The organism is Thalassospira australica (genome assembly GCF_000763295.1).
GTDB classification, from domain to species: Bacteria; Pseudomonadota; Alphaproteobacteria; order Rhodospirillales; family Thalassospiraceae; genus Thalassospira; species Thalassospira australica.
In genome coordinates this window covers 69489-85933 of record NZ_JRJE01000009.1, presented here as the reverse complement: position 1 = coordinate 85933, position 16445 = coordinate 69489, and the positions used below count along the sequence as shown (strand labels likewise).

Below are 16445 nucleotides of genomic sequence, written 5' to 3'. Positions count from 1 at the left end.
GGCCGCGCGAACGCGGCCTTGGGGTTATTTGGTTTCGTCTTTTTTAAGCTGCTCTATTTCGGCGGATTCAGGCAGGACACCAAGACGGCGTGCAACTTCCTGATAAGCCTCTTCGACACCGCCAAGGTCGCGACGGAAGCGGTCCTTGTCCATCTTTTCGTTGGTAACGGCATCCCAAAGACGGCAGTTGTCCGGGCTGAATTCATCGGCCAGGACCAACTGCGGGAAGTCACCTTCCCAAACGCGGCCGAACTCAAGCTTGAAGTCCACCAGTTTCAGGCCAATACCGCGCATCAGACCACAAAGATAGTCATTCACACGCAGCGTCATGCCAACGATTTCCTCAAGCTCTTCAGCACTTGCCCAGCCCAGAGCGAGGATATGTTCGTCCGACACCAGCGGATCACCGAGATCATCGTCCTTGTAATAGAACTCGACAATCGGGCGCGGCAGGCGTTCGCCTTCTTCAAGTCCAAGGCGCTTTGCCATCGAACCGGCAACGATGTTGCGAACCACGACTTCGATCGGAACAATTTCACATTTCTTGCAAAGCTGTTCGCGCATGTTCATGCGGCGAATGAAATGGGTCGGGATACCGATTTCTGCCAGACGGGTCATCACGAATTCGGTGATCATGTTGTTCAGGACACCCTTGCCGGCAATGGTGCCGCGCTTCTGGGCGTTAAACGCTGTCGCGTCATCCTTGAAGTACTGAATGATCGTTCCGGGTTCTGTACCTTCGTAAAGAACCTTGGCTTTACCCTCGTAGATGGGCTGCTTTCTGGACATTGGCGGGATCTTTCACATCTAGGCCCGCCATGTGATAGGGCAGGCACCCTGAAATTCGCGCCCTCCGTATAGCAGTGCTTGGCGAGAAACTCAATTGTCGCTTAAGCTCTATTTACGCAAACTTGATAATCAAAATTTGCAACCGTCATACCATCAGAAAAATTAACGGTTTTCCCGCAGTGCAACCTGCTGGAAACACATCAATTTTACAGTGATGTCCAAAGTGCAGATTTAGACATCAACACGATGAAATGGCTCTTTATCGGGCTGGCCGTTTGCGAAAAGCCATACAGGACGACGGGGAAGTTCGTGCTCGGTGGTGGGAATCGCCGGAAGTCCGATCAGCGAAGAACAGACTGTCTCAAACCCGATATTGCTGCGCACCAGCATGGCATCGGCACGAATATCGTGATGATCGGGGTCCGGAGCTTCGGTTCCGGTATCGGCCAACAGGGCTTGCCAGGCGAACCAGTCATCGGCTTCGGGGTTTGGTGCCGGTGCACTGATAAAACGTGGCAGGTTGCGTTTTGTTCGTGTGCTGTTTTGCGTGTCGTTCAGGTCGTGCGCGGTCAGTATCGACAGTCCTTCGGGGATGTCGGTGATTTCGATCTGGCCTGTTCCGCGGTTGGCCAGCCAATAGGCATCACGATTATCTGCGATGACCATGTTGAAGGCCCGATACGCCGTGCCATCCAGTTCGGCAAGTGCCTGTGCGGCATCAATCGCATCGGCATGGTCAAGTGCCTCAAGGGGCAATTCACCCCGTGAGCGTTTCCCGTCTTCCGGACCAAGCGTGCCATAACGGTTCAGAACGGCGGCAACCACGCCATACTCGTTCACGCCAAGCCAGGTGCCACCACCGGTTTCGTCCAAACCGGCAACCACATCAGGCCGATCTTCCCAGTGGCGCGCGGGGGCCTTCCAGGGGCGGTTGTTCATTTCATCGCGATTGGCGCCAAGGATCACCGGCCAGTCATGGTCGGGACGGCGTAAAATAATGACTGTACACATGAGCCAGATCAAAGCGTGCCAGCACGTCATTTGTCAAATTCAAAAGTATGCGGGGCAGGGGTGAAAATGGTGTTGTTTGTCCACAAATAAAAGTCAGAGACAATTGATTCCCACACCTGTGCGCCCGAGTGGCAAGGTGATCAACATGCAGGAAGGACCGAAATGAGCAACTTTAACGAACGTGAACGCGGGTTTGAGGCAAAATACAGCTTTGATCTTGAACAGGATTTTCGCGTCGAAACCCATCTTTATAAAATGCTGATCGGTTGGGCAGGCGAACAGATGGGGATGAATTCCGAAGAATGCGTCGATTATACCAAAAAGATTATCGGTGAAGTGGTGGCGAACCCACGTGATAACGGTGTGGTGGCCTTGTTGCTGGCAGACTTTGGACGCAAGAACATTGATGTCACCGTATCAACGTTGAATGCAAAACTGGAAGAACTGCGTCCTGTTGCACGGGCCGAAGTTCTTTCTTGATCCGGGTACCGCGTGGCTCTTGCCTAAAAACTTCTAGTTTGCAAACCATTAGGCTGTCTCGTATCCTGCACCAGAAAAAAGATATAGTGGGTGCAACCTTTTGGTGTGGTATTCTTCACAGGTAGGTGAAGAGGCCGATTAGGTAGAAGAGAGGCAAGAGCTTTGCGTATCCTTTTGGCGGACGATCACGACCTGGTTCGTGAAGCAATATCACTGTTGTTTCAGCAGTACTTTGAGGGCTGCGAAGTGGCCGAAGCCGGTGCATTGGAACCGGCACTTGATCTGATTGCAGAAAATAATACATTCGATTTGGTTCTGCTTGATCTGCGGATGCCGGGCATGAATGGCCTTGAAGGGCTGAAGCGCACCTTGGAAAAGGTTGCGAGTTCAACCTATGTGGTTCTGCTGTCGGGGGCCTATCGCAGCGAAGATGTTCGCAAGGCGATTGAATCCGGTGCACATGGCTTTATCCCCAAAACCCTGCGCGGGCAGGCCCTGGCCAATGCCGTGCAACTGGTTCTGGCTGGCGACAAATATCTTCCATCATCAATCCTGACAGATATCGGCGATGGCATGATGGGCACCGGCGAAGGCGACAGCCGCATGGCAGGTGGGTTTGGTAATGAGGGCGACTTTGCCCGCTTGACCCCGCGCGAACGCGAAGTTCTGGCATTACTGTCTGAAGGGCGCCCGAACAAGGACATCGCCCGTCACCTTGACCTGCGCGAGATCACGGTCAAATACCACCTTAAAAACATTTACCGTAAACTGAATGTCTCCAACCGTGCGCAAGCGGTGAAAATTGCGCTTGAAGATATGGCGCGCGCCGGAACATTGTGACGATGCGGTCAAACGCGTTTTTGACGGTTCGAAGAATATAAAGCGGCCCGTGGGTTAACGGGCCGCTTTTTGATTGCGCATCAGTTTGAATGCAGGCTGACGTTTAGGGACCGGTATCTTCAAAAACGCTCAAACCGCAGCGGTTCGTCTTACGCCTTTAAATCACGGTTCATCGTATAGGTGCCCATGTAACTCGCCTGATCAAGGACGTGCCCCTTGATCGCGGCCAGTGCATCGGGACCAGTGAAGTTGTCGGGCAAATCGATCTGGTCGGTATCAAGTGCATAAACAGTGAAATGATAGTGGTGAATGATTGAATCATTCCACGGTGGGCAGGGGCCATCGTAATCGGCATAATTGCCGCCCATATCTGCATCCCCGGCAAACCAGTCCGTATAGGAATTCAGGCCAGCGTCGCCATAGGCCCTCGTGCCCGCCGGTTTGCCTTTCGGGGTGATGCCGTTGGATGCAACGCCTTCTTCTAGTTTGCGTGTGAATTCCGGGATATTGACGAGAACCCAGTGAAAGAAATCGACACGCGGCAGACTGGCCGGGACTTCCCGACCTTCGATATTGACGTCTTCACCCGATGACGGCACGTCAGGATCGTGGCAGATCAGGGCAAAGGATTGGGTGCCTGCGGGAACGTCGGTCCAGGAAATGGCGGGGCTGACATTGTCAGATGTTTCAAACCGTCCTTCTGCGGGGATTTTCCCGAACGCAAATTTGGTTGGGATCGGTGCGCCGTCGTCCCACCCTTCAATGGTCAGTTTCATGTTTCATCCCTTTCATTCGAGTGCCGTTACCGGATCAAATATCCTCAGTTCGATATAGCTCAGCACCAACAAGGTGCAATGTCAAAGGGGTGAGCGACAAAAAAGAGATGCGGGCGTATGGACGACAACAAAAAAGCCCCGGCCAGATGACCGGGGCTTTGAATGCAGGCTTTGGTGTTTTGCTTAATCCGCAAAGACACGGGCAAAGATCGTGTCGACATGCTTGGTGTGGTAGCCAAGGTCAAACAGTGCTTCGAGCTTGTCCATCGGGATTTTCGCGGTGACGTCTTCGTCGGTTTTCAAAAGAGACAGAAGATCCCCTTCGCGGTTCCAGACTTTCATCGCGTTGCGTTGAACGATGCGATAAGAATCTTCGCGCGACACACCATATTGGGTCAGGGTCAGCAGCACACGCTGCGAGAAGACCAGGCCACCCATCTGATTAAGGATCTCGTCCATGCGTTCAGGATAGACAACGAGGTTTTCAACAACGTTGGTCAAACGCATCAGGGCGAAATCAAGGGTCACGGTTGCATCCGGGCCGATGTTACGTTCGACAGAGCTGTGCGAAATATCGCGCTCGTGCCAAAGGGCAACGTTTTCCATTGCCGGAAGCGCCATCGAACGAACCAGACGGGCAAGACCGGTGAGGTTTTCGGTCAGAACCGGGTTACGCTTGTGCGGCATCGCCGAGGAGCCTTTCTGCCCCTTGGAGAAGAATTCCTCAACTTCGCGAACTTCGGTGCGCTGCAGATGGCGGATTTCGGTTGCCAGATGTTCGATCGACGATGCAATGACGCCAAGGGCTGCGAAATAGGCTGCATGACGGTCACGCGGGATCACCTGGGTCGAAACCGGTTCCGGCTTCAGGCCAAGTTTCTCTGCGACATGTTCTTCAACACTCGGATCAATGTTGGCGAATGTGCCAACAGCGCCGGAAATTGCGCAAGTCGCGATCTCGTCACGTGCAACAACCAAACGGTCACGGTTGCGTTTGAACTCGGCATAGAAGGTCGCAAGCTTAAGGCCAAAGGTCACCGGTTCTGCGTGGATGCCGTGCGAACGGCCCATGCAAGGGACATCTTTGGTTTCATAGGCGCGCTTTTTAAGGGCAGCCAGAAGTTTGTCCATGTCTTCAAGCAGGATGTCGGTTGCCTGGGCAAGCTGCACGTTAAAGCAGGTGTCAAGAACGTCCGAGCTGGTCATGCCCTGATGGACAAAGCGGGCTTCTTCGCCAACCTGTTCGGCCAGTTCGGTCAGAAACGCGATGACATCGTGTTTGACTTCGGCTTCGACGGTGTCAATGCGGTCGATGCGGTCCTGGGTATAGGGCTTGTCGCCTTTTTCCCAGACAAGCTTGGCGGATTCTGCCGGGATAACACCCAGTTCGGCCAGTTTGTCTGCGGCGTGGGCTTCAATTTCGAACCAGATACGGAATTTGTTCGCCGGTTCCCAGATAGATGTCATCTGCGGACGGGAATAACGGGGGATCATGCAGTCGCCTCCGGGCAAGATGGTTGGGCGCCGGGAGATGATCGGAATGCGTGATCAATTGCACGATCATTTTGGCCGGCACGCTTTCACCGCGTCGGATAGTCCATTCCGGGGCAATTGGCAACCCTGCAGACGGGTATGGCAGTATTGCGAGGGCAATTTTGCTGCAGGTAAACTTGTGTTCTGTTAGAAAAGTAGCAACTTATTTAAGTTAGACCGGCTAGACGGACGGCACTTACCCTGCGGTGACGCAATTGATCCGAATACTGATTAGGCTGAATTTATATGGCGCGTGAAAGCGACGGGGCCAAGCACCACCAGGCAGACGGGACAAAGCGGCGCAAGGCAGATGCGAACTATCTGGCCGAGCTTGTCGATTTGGGGATTGCACTGTCCGCCGAGCAAGGACGAGAAGGGCTCAATCAGAAAATTCTGATGGCTGCGCGGAACTTCACCAATGCGGATGGTGGCTCGCTTTACCTTGTTAATCGCGAAGAAAGCGAACTTCAATTTCGCATTCTGATGAATGATACGCTTAATACGTTCTTTGTATCCGGGCGCGAAGCTGAAAAACCATTTCCCCCTTTGCCGCTTTATGATGATGAAGGGCGCCCGAACCACACAAACATCGCCACCTATGTCGCGCTAAGTGGCAAGTCGATCAATATCAAGGATGCCTATGCCACCGATGGGTTTGATTTTTCCGGCACGCGCGCCTTTGATGCCAAGACAGGCTATCGGTCCAAATCTTTTTTAACGGTGCCGCTCAAGAATACGCGTGGTGTTGTTATTGGCGTGTTGCAGTTGATCAACGCGCGCGATCACGATGGCAACGTGATTGCGTTTGATGCTGAAATTGAGCCGATCATCAATGCCCTTGCCAGTCAGGCGGCTGTGGCCATTGAAAACAGAAGATTGCTGGTGGCCCAGCGTGACCTGATGGAAAGTTTCGTGCGCGTTCTTGGTCACGCGATTGACGCCAAATCCCCGCATACAGCCGACCATTGTTCACGTGTTCCGGTGATTGCGCGTATGCTGGCACAGGCCGCGGTGGATGATAAGCAGGGGCCATTTTCCAATTTCTATCTGACCGATATGGAATGGTATGAGCTTGATCTGGCGGCCTGGCTGCATGATTGCGGCAAAATCGTAACGCCAGATCATGTGATGGAAAAGGCGACCAAGCTTGAAACCATTCACAATCGCATTCATGAAGTACGCACCCGCTTTGAAGTGCTCAGGCGTGATGCCGAGATTGATATGCTCAAACGCCAGCTTGCCGGAGAAGATGCCGCTGAATGTGAAGCGGACTTCAACAAAAAGGTCTCAGAACTCGAAGCGCAGTTCGCGCTGGTGGCGGATGCCAATATCGGCGATGCGGAAATTGATACCGATGCGATCTATGCCCTGCATGACATTGCAGAAATAAAATGGACGCGCCATTTTGACCGAACATTGGGACTTTCGTGGTCGGAAAACGAACGCCTCACAGATGCCGATCTGGTGACACAGCGCGAACCGGGCGAAGAAACGCTGTTGATGGATCGCGAAGATCACATCTATCTCGGCTTCAACAGGGGCGAGCTTTATAACCTTTCGGTGCCGACCGGAACACTGACTTCCGAAGAACGACAGGTGATCAACGACCATGTTGTGATCACGCAGGATATGCTGGCCCAATTGCCCTATCCGCGCGAACTGCAACGCATTCCGGCAATTGCGGGCAACCATCACGAAAAAATGGATGGATCTGGTTATCCGCACGGTTTGACTGGCGAGGATATGGGAATCCTGGAAAAGGTCATGGTGATTGCAGATATCTTTGAGGCACTCACCGCCGTTGATCGCCCGTATAAACGCCCGAAACTCCTTTCGGAATGTATCGCAATTCTGGCCGACATGCGTGACAAGGGGCAGATCGATAACGACCTGTTTGAACTGTTTCTGGCAACGGGAACCTATCGCGACTACGGGCGCAAATACTTGCGTCCCGAGCAGTGCGATGAAGTCGACATCAAACAGTTTCTTCTAAACGCCAAGGGGTAACCCCAGCGCGGCAGCAATCATTTTGACAGATTTATAATCTTTGCGCGCCTATGCGAATAGGCATTGAGATAATTGCGGCAAGACGCTACGGGTTAACCCGTAGATTTTTGGTCGTGGTGATCTTTTCCACATCATGACACCGATCCTGTTGCAAAACGCCATTGATCACCGTGGTATAGGGCCCAAAAGGGTAATTCCGAACTGATGATGTCTCGATGCTTGAAAACAATAATATTATTGCGTTTGCAATCGCACTCATCGGTTTGTTGCAGGCCGGTTTTCTTTTTCTGGTTTTACGCAATGAAGGTACAAGCGCATGGCATGTGAACCGCTGGATGATGGTGTTTCTGCTTGCGGTCAGTGCATCATTTCTGCGTGACATCATCTTGCTGTTTGGCGGAACAGCAATCGCATTAATATTGGAGCCGGTCCTGTTCAGTGCCTATTTCGCACTGGGCCCGTCCATGTATCTCTATTTTCGGGAGCTTTCAGGGCATTCTCACGCTCACCCCTGGAAACATTTTCTCATACTTCCCTGTGTTTGCCTGATTGCAGCGGTGATGGTTGGTATTGTCTTTATTCATCACGGTGATGGCATACTTTCAGGCAGCCCCCTTCACATCACATTTGCCAATGATTTGCTTGCAAGCGTCATTGCAACCGGTTTGCTGATCGGGTTGTTTGTCTTTGCAGTCTGTTATCATGTCGCGCTAAGCCGCTGTATCTATGCCAGCGCCCGAAGTCTCAAGCGGGCGGGAGACCATCACAGTATGATGCGCAGGCGGTGGGGGCTTAATGTTGTGCTATGCCTGCATACTGTGCTTGTTGCATTTATCCTGTCACAGGTTTTCCAACTTGCGGCAAGTGACATGCATTGGTCGACTCTTCTGATAAATGTGTGCTTTGTCCTGACCCTTTTACGATTGAGCTTTTTGCTTGCAAGTCAGCCATTTCGTCCGGGCAGGTTTGGGAATATGGCCATGCTCGAGCACGGTAATATCGGGCCGTCTGAATATTTCACAGCGGCACTAGCAAAGCAGACAGTAAGGCATGACCACCGGCCGGAAGTCAGTACAGCGTCCTGCAAGCGTCCTTTCGTGGATGAAGATGTTCAGGAACGCATTTGTCGTCAACTTGACAGGTTGGTCGCCGATAACAACACCCTGTTTGATCCTTTGATGACCATGCCCAAATTGGCGGGGATGATTGGGGTGACGCCCAATCAATTATCCTTCACGCTCAATAACCGCCTGGGACAGTCCTTTTTTGAATTCATCAATACTGTTCGGGTTCGTGCAGCGGCCGCGCTTTTGCTCGCTGAACCGCACCGTACGATCCTCGATATCGCAACCGAGGTCGGGTTCAATTCCAAATCCACATTCAATCTTGCCTTTAAGAAGATTACCGGCCGCACGCCAAGCGTTTATCGCCGTGAACATGGTGGGTAAACAACAGTTTGGTACGTTCGAATGACCATTCATACGCCATTTACAGACTTTCCGCGTACGAGATTATAGAGCCGGACGCATTGATTTGATTGCTGGGGCAGTGTCGCGACATCAACCACACAAGGGATGTTTCGACACATGTTATCGCATATTTGTTCGCGCCGTCTTGGCGATATGATGTTGCTTGGCGGGCTGGGTATCTGCACCTTCGCAGTCTTTCTGGTCCTGAGCGATGGTGCCCTGGCTCAATCTGCAAATACCGGCAAAAAGGAAATCCTGCGTGAACAGGTCAATCCAAAAGCCGGTTCGCAAAACGATCCGTGGCTTGGTGGGGATTGGCAGCTTGGCGTAATGGGGCAGGTCAGCAGCAACCCGTATCGTGGCACGGATTCCGTCGAACTCGGCGGGTTGCCATTGGTTGCCTATGATGCGGAGCGCCTGCATGTCGGTACGGATGGCATTGACGTTAAAGCCTGGCAGAACGAGTTTGCCAGTGTTTCGGTCATTGCGGCCCTGCGTGACAAGCCGTTTGATCCCGGCGACAATGATGAGTTGCGTGGTCTTGAAAAACGCGACATGGCAGTTGAAGTCGGGGCCAGCGGTTCCCTGCGACTGTGGCGTGGTGAGTTAACCGCCACTCACCTGATGGATGTCAATGATGCCTATGGCGGCCATGAAGTCGATGTCAGCTACTACATCCCGATGAACTGGAATGAAGTGAATTTTAACCTTGGCGGCGGTTTGACTTGGCAAAGTCAGGAACTGGTCGAACATATGGTGGGTGTGCGAAGAAATGCTGTTCGCAGCAACAGGGCGTTCTATGAGCCCAACTCAACTTTTATCCCGCATCTTGATTTGACCGTGACCTATCCGGTGACAGAATCGTTCGCGGTCGTCGGGGTCAGTGGTTTCGAGTATCTGTCTGACGAATATACCGACAGTCCGATCACCGAAGACGACTATGTTCTCAGTGCAGGTGTGGTGTTGGTTTACACCTTCTGATCGTTTTTATCCTCGCGTTATCAAAACTTGTCAGTATGCCATTTTGCATTGCTGACGTGACGGGCCGGTAGTCCCCACATAATACCGGTCCGTCTTTTTGGTAGAACGTCTCAGGATTTGAGTTCGAGCAAATCCCACTTGTTGCCATACAGGTCTTCAAACACGGCTACCGTACCGTATGGTTCATTGCGCGGGGTTTCAAGAAAACGTACCCCGGCATTGACCATATGTTTGTGATCACGCGCAAAATCATCGGTGTTCAGGAAAAACCCAACCCGTCCGCCAGTTTGATTGCCAATCGCATTGGTCTGCTTATTGTCACTGGCTTGTGCCAATAGAATGCGGGTTTCTTTTGCCCCTTTGGGGGCAATAACCACCCAGCGTTTCTTGCCATCAAGTTTGGTATCTTCAATCAGCTCAAAGCCGATTTTTTGCGTATAAAACGCAATGGCTTCGTCATAGTCGCGCACGACCAGTGCAAACAAACCGATATGGGGCATGTGTTTAACTCTTTTGGATGGGTGGGTTTGCCTGAGCGCTATATCAGGCCCAGTGTTTTGAACGAATTATATCCCGCACGGCTGATGATGATGTGATCATGCATGGTGATTTCCATGGCCTTGGCCGCATCAATGATCTTGCGCGTCATGTCGATATCACCGCGGGACGGGGTGGCATCCCCGCTGGGGTGGTTATGGACAAGAATAAGTGCGGAGGCATGCAATTCCAGTGCGCGTTTGATTACTTCGCGCGGATAGACCGGAGTATGGTCAACTGTGCCACGCTGATGACATTCATCGGCAATCAAGCGGTTCTTGCGGTCCAGAAACAACAGATGCAGTTCTTCAGTCCTCAGATGCCCGATCCGCGCCCGGCAATAATCAATCAGCTGTTCCCAACTGGCGATGACGGGTTGTTCCATTGCGCGTTCGCGTGACAGATGAAGTGCGCTGGCCTCGGCAATTTTAATTGCGGCAATGCCAGCGTCCCCTAGACCTTTGGCGTTTTTAAGGTCGTCCGGGCGGGCGGAAAGGACATTGGCAAAGGTGCCAAATTGCGCAATCAGGGCCTTTGCCAGTGGCTTAACATCCCCACGCGGCATTGCCATGCACAACATCAGTTCAAGCAATTCGTAATCGGCCAGTGCATCTGCCCCGCCCTTGATAAAGCGTTCGCGCAGTCGTTGACGATGCCCGTGAAAGTGGGGCTTTGCCGGTTTTGTTTCCGGGGATGTGGGGGCTTGAGCTTTTTGCGCCGGGGTTATGTCTGACGCCAGTGTATCGCGGGTCTGATCAAAGAAGACCCGCGTACCATCATCGATTTCCGAAGCTGTGGATTTCGATCCAGAGGAAGGCGCGGAAGCAGCTTTGCGATTTTCGTCTTCGCTCAATTCCGCTTCCCCTTGGTTCTACCCTTTACTCGGCAGCTTTGCCTTGTTCATAGGGCGGCTTATCCAGACCGGCGGGGGATCGGGTAAAGACTTCAAACCCGTCTTCCGTCACGCCGAGCGAATGTTCAAACTGTGCAGACAGTTTGCGGTCTCGCGTCACAGCTGTCCAGCCATCGGGCAAAATTTTACACGCATAAGTGCCCTGGTTGATCATCGGCTCAATCGTAAAGATCATGCCCGGCTCAAGAACCATGCCTTCGCCCGGCTTGCCGTAATGCAGGACATTAGGTGCGTCATGAAACACCTGACCAAGCCCGTGCCCACAGAAATCACGGACAACCGAGAAACGTTCGCTTTCGGCATAGGACTGGATGGCATGGCCGATATCGCCCAGGGTCGCGCCCGGTTTCACGGCATTGATACCGCGCCAAAGGGATTCGTAAGTTACATCGACAAGACGTTGCGCCATGACCTTGGGCGTGCCCGCAATGAACATACGCGAGGTATCGCCGTACCAGCCATCAAGAATGACCGTGACATCAATATTAAGGATGTCACCATTGGCAAGCTTCTTGTCGCCGGGAATGCCGTGGCAGACCACATGGTTGATCGATGTACAGGTCGATTTCGGAAAACCGCGATAACCAAGGCAGGCAGAGATCGCATTATGATCGCGGATATATTCATCGCACAGGCGATCAAGTTCACCGGTGGTGACACCGGGGACCACATGCGGGGTGATCATATCAAGCACTTCGGCTGCCAGCTTGCCAGCGGCGCGCATGCCTTCAAATCCTTCGGGGCCGTGAAGTTTGACTGTTCCGTTCGCCACCCGAAAATCTCCTTAAACTCGGCTAGATGTATGAGGGGTTTGCCCTCGTTTTATAGCCCAATGACATAAAGGCAGAGGCCTTCCTTGGCAAGGATTGGCTGATATGCGCGGTGTTGTATGCTTAAGGTTGAATAATCGGAAGGGCGCTTTGCACGGTCACCGCATTGGTATCAATCGAACAGTCATATGCAATGGCCTCCACCCCGTTGGCACAGGCGTCCTTGAAGCGTGCGCCGTAATGCGGATCGATATCTGTTGCCAGTGTGAACCGGTCACAATCGGTGCGCTGGATCAGATAGAACATCACCGCCCGGTGGCCTTCTGCAACCATATCGGCCATTTCATCAAGATGCTTTGCCCCGCGTGCCGTAACTGCATCCGGGAATTCGGCCAATCCCGGAACAGCGTCGTCGCGTTTGAGGTGAACGTTTTTGACCTCGACATAACAAAGGCCCTTGTCCGGATCGGACAGCAAAATGTCGATCCGTGAATTCTTGCCGTATTTGACCTCGCGCTTGAGGCTTTCGTACCCCGCCAGTTCCGGTATCTTGCCGGCAAGGATCGCCTCTTCGACAATCGCGTTTGGGTGGGCGGTGTTGATACCGATCCATGCATCTCCGATTTGGCAGAGTTCCCAACTGTATTTCAGTTTGCGTTTCGGATTGTCTGATTGCGACAGCCAGACATCAATACCCGGTTCCTTCAATCCGATCATCCCGCCCGGATTGGCACAGTGGGCGGTAATGACCTTACCGTTATCAAGTTCGACATCGGCCAGAAACCGTTTATAGCGTTTGATCAGTTTTCCGTGGATCAAGGGGTTTGGAAGTTGCATCGCGGGTCTTTCGAAAATCTGTCCTGACAGAAACTGTCATGTGAATAGCGGTATCAGACTGCCAATTTCCCGGCAAAAAGGCCATACATCAATCCCTTGAAGCCACAATCGTTATACGGAGCAATCATGCGTCAGAGCCTGCGCGAAAAAATCATTGCTGTTTGCGACAAGAAAATCGCGCAAAAGGGGCCGAATGTCGGTCTGTCCTTCTATGCGTTTTTTTTTCCAATAGCAATGATGACCCGGATACCTTGATGGAGGCCGCAATCTGGTGGATCAAAACCCACCAGCTTGACCATTTTGAAATGGCGACCAAGATCCGCGACATGGTGTTGACCGGGAAATAAACCCGTGATCGGTGGCTATTGTTTCTTGGCGTCATCACCCAGAAAATCAACAAGGCTGACCTGCCCAGATCCACGACGCAACGGTTTGGGTTGGCTTTCATCCGGGGCCCATGCGGTCAGAAAGATCACCTGGAACTTGGCATGGACGCGGCCATCGGGGCGGGCGTGACGTTCGTGATAAATCGCTGCTGCGCGGGCAAGTGTACTGCGTTTGGTGAATTTTTTGGATCTCTTGGCAATCAGGTTGCTTTCGCCCATGCCTGACAGGTCACGCATCAGTTTCAGTGCATCGGGATAATCAATTGTGATGTCATCGGCATCCACCACCGGCAGGGCAAAGCCGCTGCGCTGAAGCAGGGCGCCGGCGTCCTTCACATCGACAAAGGGTGAAACGCGCGGGGACACGCCGCCTTCTTCTTCGGCCTCGGCGGTCATCAGGGCTTCGCGCAGGTCTTTCAGCGTGTCTCCACCCAACATGCAGGCCAAAAACAGTCCATCGGGCTTCAGTGCGCGACGGGCCTGCAATAACATCCCCGGCAGGTCATTGACCCAATGCAGCGACATGTTTGACAGGATCAGATCAAGAGATCCTTCGGCAAAGGGTAGAAATTCCTCATCGGCAACGAGGGAGGCCTTGCCATTGTTGCCCTTTGCCGCACGGGCATAGCCTTCTGCAATGTCGGTTTGATACAGGGTTTTGATACCGCCACGCGCGCCAATGATTTGGCCCAGCTCACCACTATGACAGCCCAGATCAACAGCCAGCGGAAAATTGCGCGTGGTGTCATCAAGGCGATCTGCAAGCCGCTCGGCAGTTTCGGCAAACAGGAAATTGTAATCCTGTGCCTTGGTGGCTGCGCGGTCGCGGCGCAGCTTTAGGATGTCTCGATCAAAGACAGTGATCGGATCGGCCATGGGGCGGGATGCTCCGGCAAATGTCGTTTCAAATATTACGACCTAGATAGAGTGTTGCTGACACGCTTGCAATCCAAGAACCATAAATCCGCCCGCCTATAAGGAAAGCACAAGCGTTGTCTCTTTGCCGTCTTCTGGCTCGGCGGGAAAAGCACAGCAGATCAGCGCTTCGTCCATACCAACCTTTGCACCGGGACGGTTTTTATAGGTAACACTTCCCTGCATGATCTTGGTCCGGCATGTGCCGCAATTCCCACCCCGGCAGCTTGCCTCAGGCGCAAGACCGGCTTCCTCGGCAAGTTCCAACAAGGTCTTTTGCGCCTCCGGTTGCCAGACCGCTGATTGGTTTGACTTTGCAAATTTGACCGTGGTGGCCTTGTTGGTTGTTTCGGGCAGTTCGGGCAACGCGCCGGTGGTATCCCGACTGCGTGTCAGGGACGCCGGGCCAAATGCCTCTGCGTGGATACGCTCATCAGCGATATTCAATCCGCGCAGTCCGTCATAAATTCCTTGCATGAAGGGCGGTGGGCCACACAGGTAAAAGTCGAAATCATCAAACGGCAGAACCGCCCGCAACAAATCCATGTCGATGAAGCCCGATGCTTCATAATCCTTGCGCGGTGTTGCGCCATCGGGATCACTTAGAATCCTGACAATGCGGATGTTGCCTTTGGCGGCTTTGACCAGTTCGACAATTTCCGTATCAAAGGCACGATCAGAAATGTTGCGTGCCGCATAAAACAGCCAGATTGTTCGAAATTGACGTGTGCGCAATCCCTCATAAACAGCATGGCGTAGCATGGAAATCATGGGAGTGATGCCGATCCCGCCTGCCATCAGGACCATAGGGCGTTTCGCGTTCGTCTGCTGGGAAAAGTCCCCGGCGGGTGCGCGGGCTTCAAGGGTGTCGCCAACCCGAAGTATGTCATGCAGATGATTTGATACCGTTCCTTCGCGCTTTACACTGATGCGATAGCAATCGTCAGATGGCGCACTTGAAAGGGTGTATGTCCGGATCAACGGTTTGTCATGGCCCGCTACCATCACACGGATCGGCAGGTGTTGACCGGGCTGAAAAGAAAGAATGCCGTTCTGATCCGCAGGTTCAAGATGAAAGGATTTGATCAGGTGGTTTTCCCGGGTAATCCGCGTAATCCGAAAAGAACGCCACGCATGTGCCGCCTTGCGTGCGGAAAGCTTCCTTTTGGCACTTTCCCAGTCACCGGTCAGAAGGCTGTTGGGGGATATGCTGTCTTCGTGTGCGCGCCAACGAATTGGTAAAGCCGACGCCCGCCAGACCACTTTGCGCGGGAAAACCCGCCAAAGGCGTTCTGCCCCAAGAAACGCATCAACTTCCGGGCCTTCGGTGATGATTTCTGCGTCACCGGTCAATTGAAGCACATCACCGGTGGCAAAATCGGTAAAGACCAATCCGGCCTTGGGGTTGGACAGGATGTTGCCCAATGTATTGAAAAACAGGTTCCCGGCAAAATCGGGAATGGTCAGGGTGCCATCGGAATCAATGCGAACAAAGCCCGGTTTTCCGCCGCGATGAGACACATCGACTTCACGATTTCTGCCATCGCGATCCACAAAGGTTGCGACGAAAAAAGTATCGGCCTTGGCGATCATGTCGCGTGCCCGCGTCGTTAATTCCGTTGATGTTTCCGGACGCGATGATGGCACTGCTTGTGGATCGCCAAAGAATTTGAAATCACGCAGCCGGATATATTGCGGGCAATTGCCAAAACTGTGGCCGACGCGTATGGCAAACTGATCATTGGACTGGCGCATGATTTTGCCATTCAGGCGGTTGCGCCGCCGTGTATGAAGCTCGATCCCGATCATGCCAATCGCCTGGCCATCATTCATCCCGGCATCCGCCGGGTCGCTTTGGTCGCGGGGCAGTTTGACCATCAGGTGATCAGGATCGTTCGAAAACAGAAAGCCGGGATGATTGGCGCGCAATGTGGCCCAGACATCATCATTTTCATCCACCGTGCCAAACGCGGCAAAGGGCAGTTGCGGATAAAACTGACGATGCTGCTCGATCAGGTGATCGCGCAAAACGCGCTTCCCGACATCCGCCATTTGTTCACGCACACCGGCCCGTTCCTGCATTTGGATTTCGCCACGGTGCCAGGGGCCGTCATTGGTGTGATCTGGCGCAAACGCGGGGGAAGTTGTCGCGGGTTTGTTCATTTCGGTGTCCTGTTTAACGAAAAGATCCGGATGGGCCG

General features: G+C 53.0%; 16 protein-coding genes. 6 read left to right on the top strand and 10 right to left on the bottom strand.

Features of this window, described 5'->3' with window-relative positions:
* Positions 1–24: 24 nt before the first annotated feature.
* Together purC and JF44_RS0107925 are read right to left on the bottom strand one after the other, a co-directional pair.
* The gene (purC, locus tag JF44_RS0107930; RefSeq protein ID WP_033068441.1) at positions 25–789 is read right to left on the bottom strand and encodes a phosphoribosylaminoimidazolesuccinocarboxamide synthase; all 765 of its coding nucleotides are present in this window, start codon (positions 787–789) and stop codon (positions 25–27) included.
* Between the two features lie 231 nt (positions 790–1020).
* The gene (locus JF44_RS0107925) at positions 1021–1800 is read right to left on the bottom strand and encodes an NRDE family protein (protein WP_033068440.1); all 780 of its coding nucleotides are present in this window, start codon (positions 1798–1800) and stop codon (positions 1021–1023) included.
* Positions 1801–1962: 162 nt separating this feature from the next.
* On the opposite strand from JF44_RS0107925, the gene JF44_RS0107920 reads away from it, so the two are divergent.
* Complete coding sequence (locus tag JF44_RS0107920) at positions 1963–2280, top strand: DUF1476 domain-containing protein (protein ID WP_033068439.1); 318 nt, start codon at positions 1963–1965, stop codon at positions 2278–2280.
* A gap of 162 nt (positions 2281–2442) precedes the next feature.
* Complete coding sequence (locus JF44_RS0107915) at positions 2443–3120, top strand: response regulator (RefSeq protein ID WP_033068438.1); 678 nt, start codon at positions 2443–2445, stop codon at positions 3118–3120.
* 149 nt (positions 3121–3269) lie between these two features.
* On the opposite strand, the gene JF44_RS0107910 is transcribed toward JF44_RS0107915, so the two are convergent.
* A complete protein-coding gene (locus JF44_RS0107910; RefSeq protein ID WP_033068437.1) occupies positions 3270–3896 on the bottom strand; it encodes a YbhB/YbcL family Raf kinase inhibitor-like protein in 627 nt (208 codons plus the stop codon).
* A gap of 183 nt (positions 3897–4079) precedes the next feature.
* A complete protein-coding gene (purB, locus tag JF44_RS0107905; protein ID WP_033068436.1) occupies positions 4080–5390 on the bottom strand; it encodes an adenylosuccinate lyase in 1311 nt (436 codons plus the stop codon).
* A 285-nt stretch (positions 5391–5675) separates the two neighbouring features.
* Between purB and JF44_RS0107900 the strand changes: the two genes are divergently transcribed.
* From JF44_RS0107900 to JF44_RS0107890, 3 genes are all read left to right on the top strand, one after another.
* Positions 5676–7436, top strand: a complete 1761-nt coding sequence (locus tag JF44_RS0107900) for an HD family phosphohydrolase (RefSeq protein WP_052065595.1) — start codon at positions 5676–5678, stop codon at positions 7434–7436.
* Between the two features lie 215 nt (positions 7437–7651).
* Positions 7652–8884: an AraC family transcriptional regulator gene (locus JF44_RS19900; RefSeq protein WP_052065593.1), complete on the top strand. Its 1233-nt coding sequence runs from the start codon at positions 7652–7654 to the stop codon at positions 8882–8884.
* Positions 8885–9022: 138 nt separating this feature from the next.
* Positions 9023–9886 carry a MipA/OmpV family protein gene (locus JF44_RS0107890; protein ID WP_238318397.1) on the top strand — a complete coding sequence of 288 codons (864 nt, stop codon included), beginning with the start codon at positions 9023–9025 and terminating at the stop codon, positions 9884–9886.
* 110 nt (positions 9887–9996) lie between these two features.
* Here the strand turns inward: JF44_RS0107890 and JF44_RS0107885 are convergent, their stop codons facing one another.
* The 4 genes from JF44_RS0107885 to sfsA form a co-directional block, all read right to left on the bottom strand.
* Complete coding sequence (locus JF44_RS0107885; RefSeq protein ID WP_033068435.1) at positions 9997–10386, bottom strand: VOC family protein; 390 nt, start codon at positions 10384–10386, stop codon at positions 9997–9999.
* A gap of 38 nt (positions 10387–10424) precedes the next feature.
* Positions 10425–11276 (bottom strand): RadC family protein, encoded by an 852-nt coding sequence (gene radC / locus JF44_RS0107880; protein ID WP_081944368.1) that lies wholly within the window; start codon positions 11274–11276, stop codon positions 10425–10427.
* A 25-nt stretch (positions 11277–11301) separates the two neighbouring features.
* Positions 11302–12108 (bottom strand): type I methionyl aminopeptidase, encoded by an 807-nt coding sequence (gene map / locus JF44_RS0107875; protein WP_033068434.1) that lies wholly within the window; start codon positions 12106–12108, stop codon positions 11302–11304.
* A gap of 121 nt (positions 12109–12229) precedes the next feature.
* Complete coding sequence (sfsA, locus tag JF44_RS0107870; RefSeq protein ID WP_033068433.1) at positions 12230–12943, bottom strand: DNA/RNA nuclease SfsA; 714 nt, start codon at positions 12941–12943, stop codon at positions 12230–12232.
* Positions 12944–13197: 254 nt separating this feature from the next.
* Here sfsA and JF44_RS20595 point away from each other — a divergent pair, with 254 nt between their 5' ends.
* The gene (locus JF44_RS20595; protein ID WP_238318396.1) at positions 13198–13290 is read left to right on the top strand and encodes a DUF6500 family protein; all 93 of its coding nucleotides are present in this window, start codon (positions 13198–13200) and stop codon (positions 13288–13290) included.
* Positions 13291–13305: 15 nt separating this feature from the next.
* On the opposite strand, the gene JF44_RS0107860 is transcribed toward JF44_RS20595, so the two are convergent.
* Both JF44_RS0107860 and JF44_RS0107855 read right to left on the bottom strand, forming a co-directional pair.
* A complete protein-coding gene (locus JF44_RS0107860) occupies positions 13306–14205 on the bottom strand; it encodes a methyltransferase domain-containing protein (protein ID WP_033068432.1) in 900 nt (299 codons plus the stop codon).
* 96 nt (positions 14206–14301) lie between these two features.
* Entirely contained in the window at positions 14302–16407 is a 2106-nt protein-coding gene (locus JF44_RS0107855) for a pyridoxamine 5'-phosphate oxidase family protein (RefSeq protein WP_033068591.1), read from the bottom strand.
* Positions 16408–16445 lie beyond the last annotated feature (38 nt).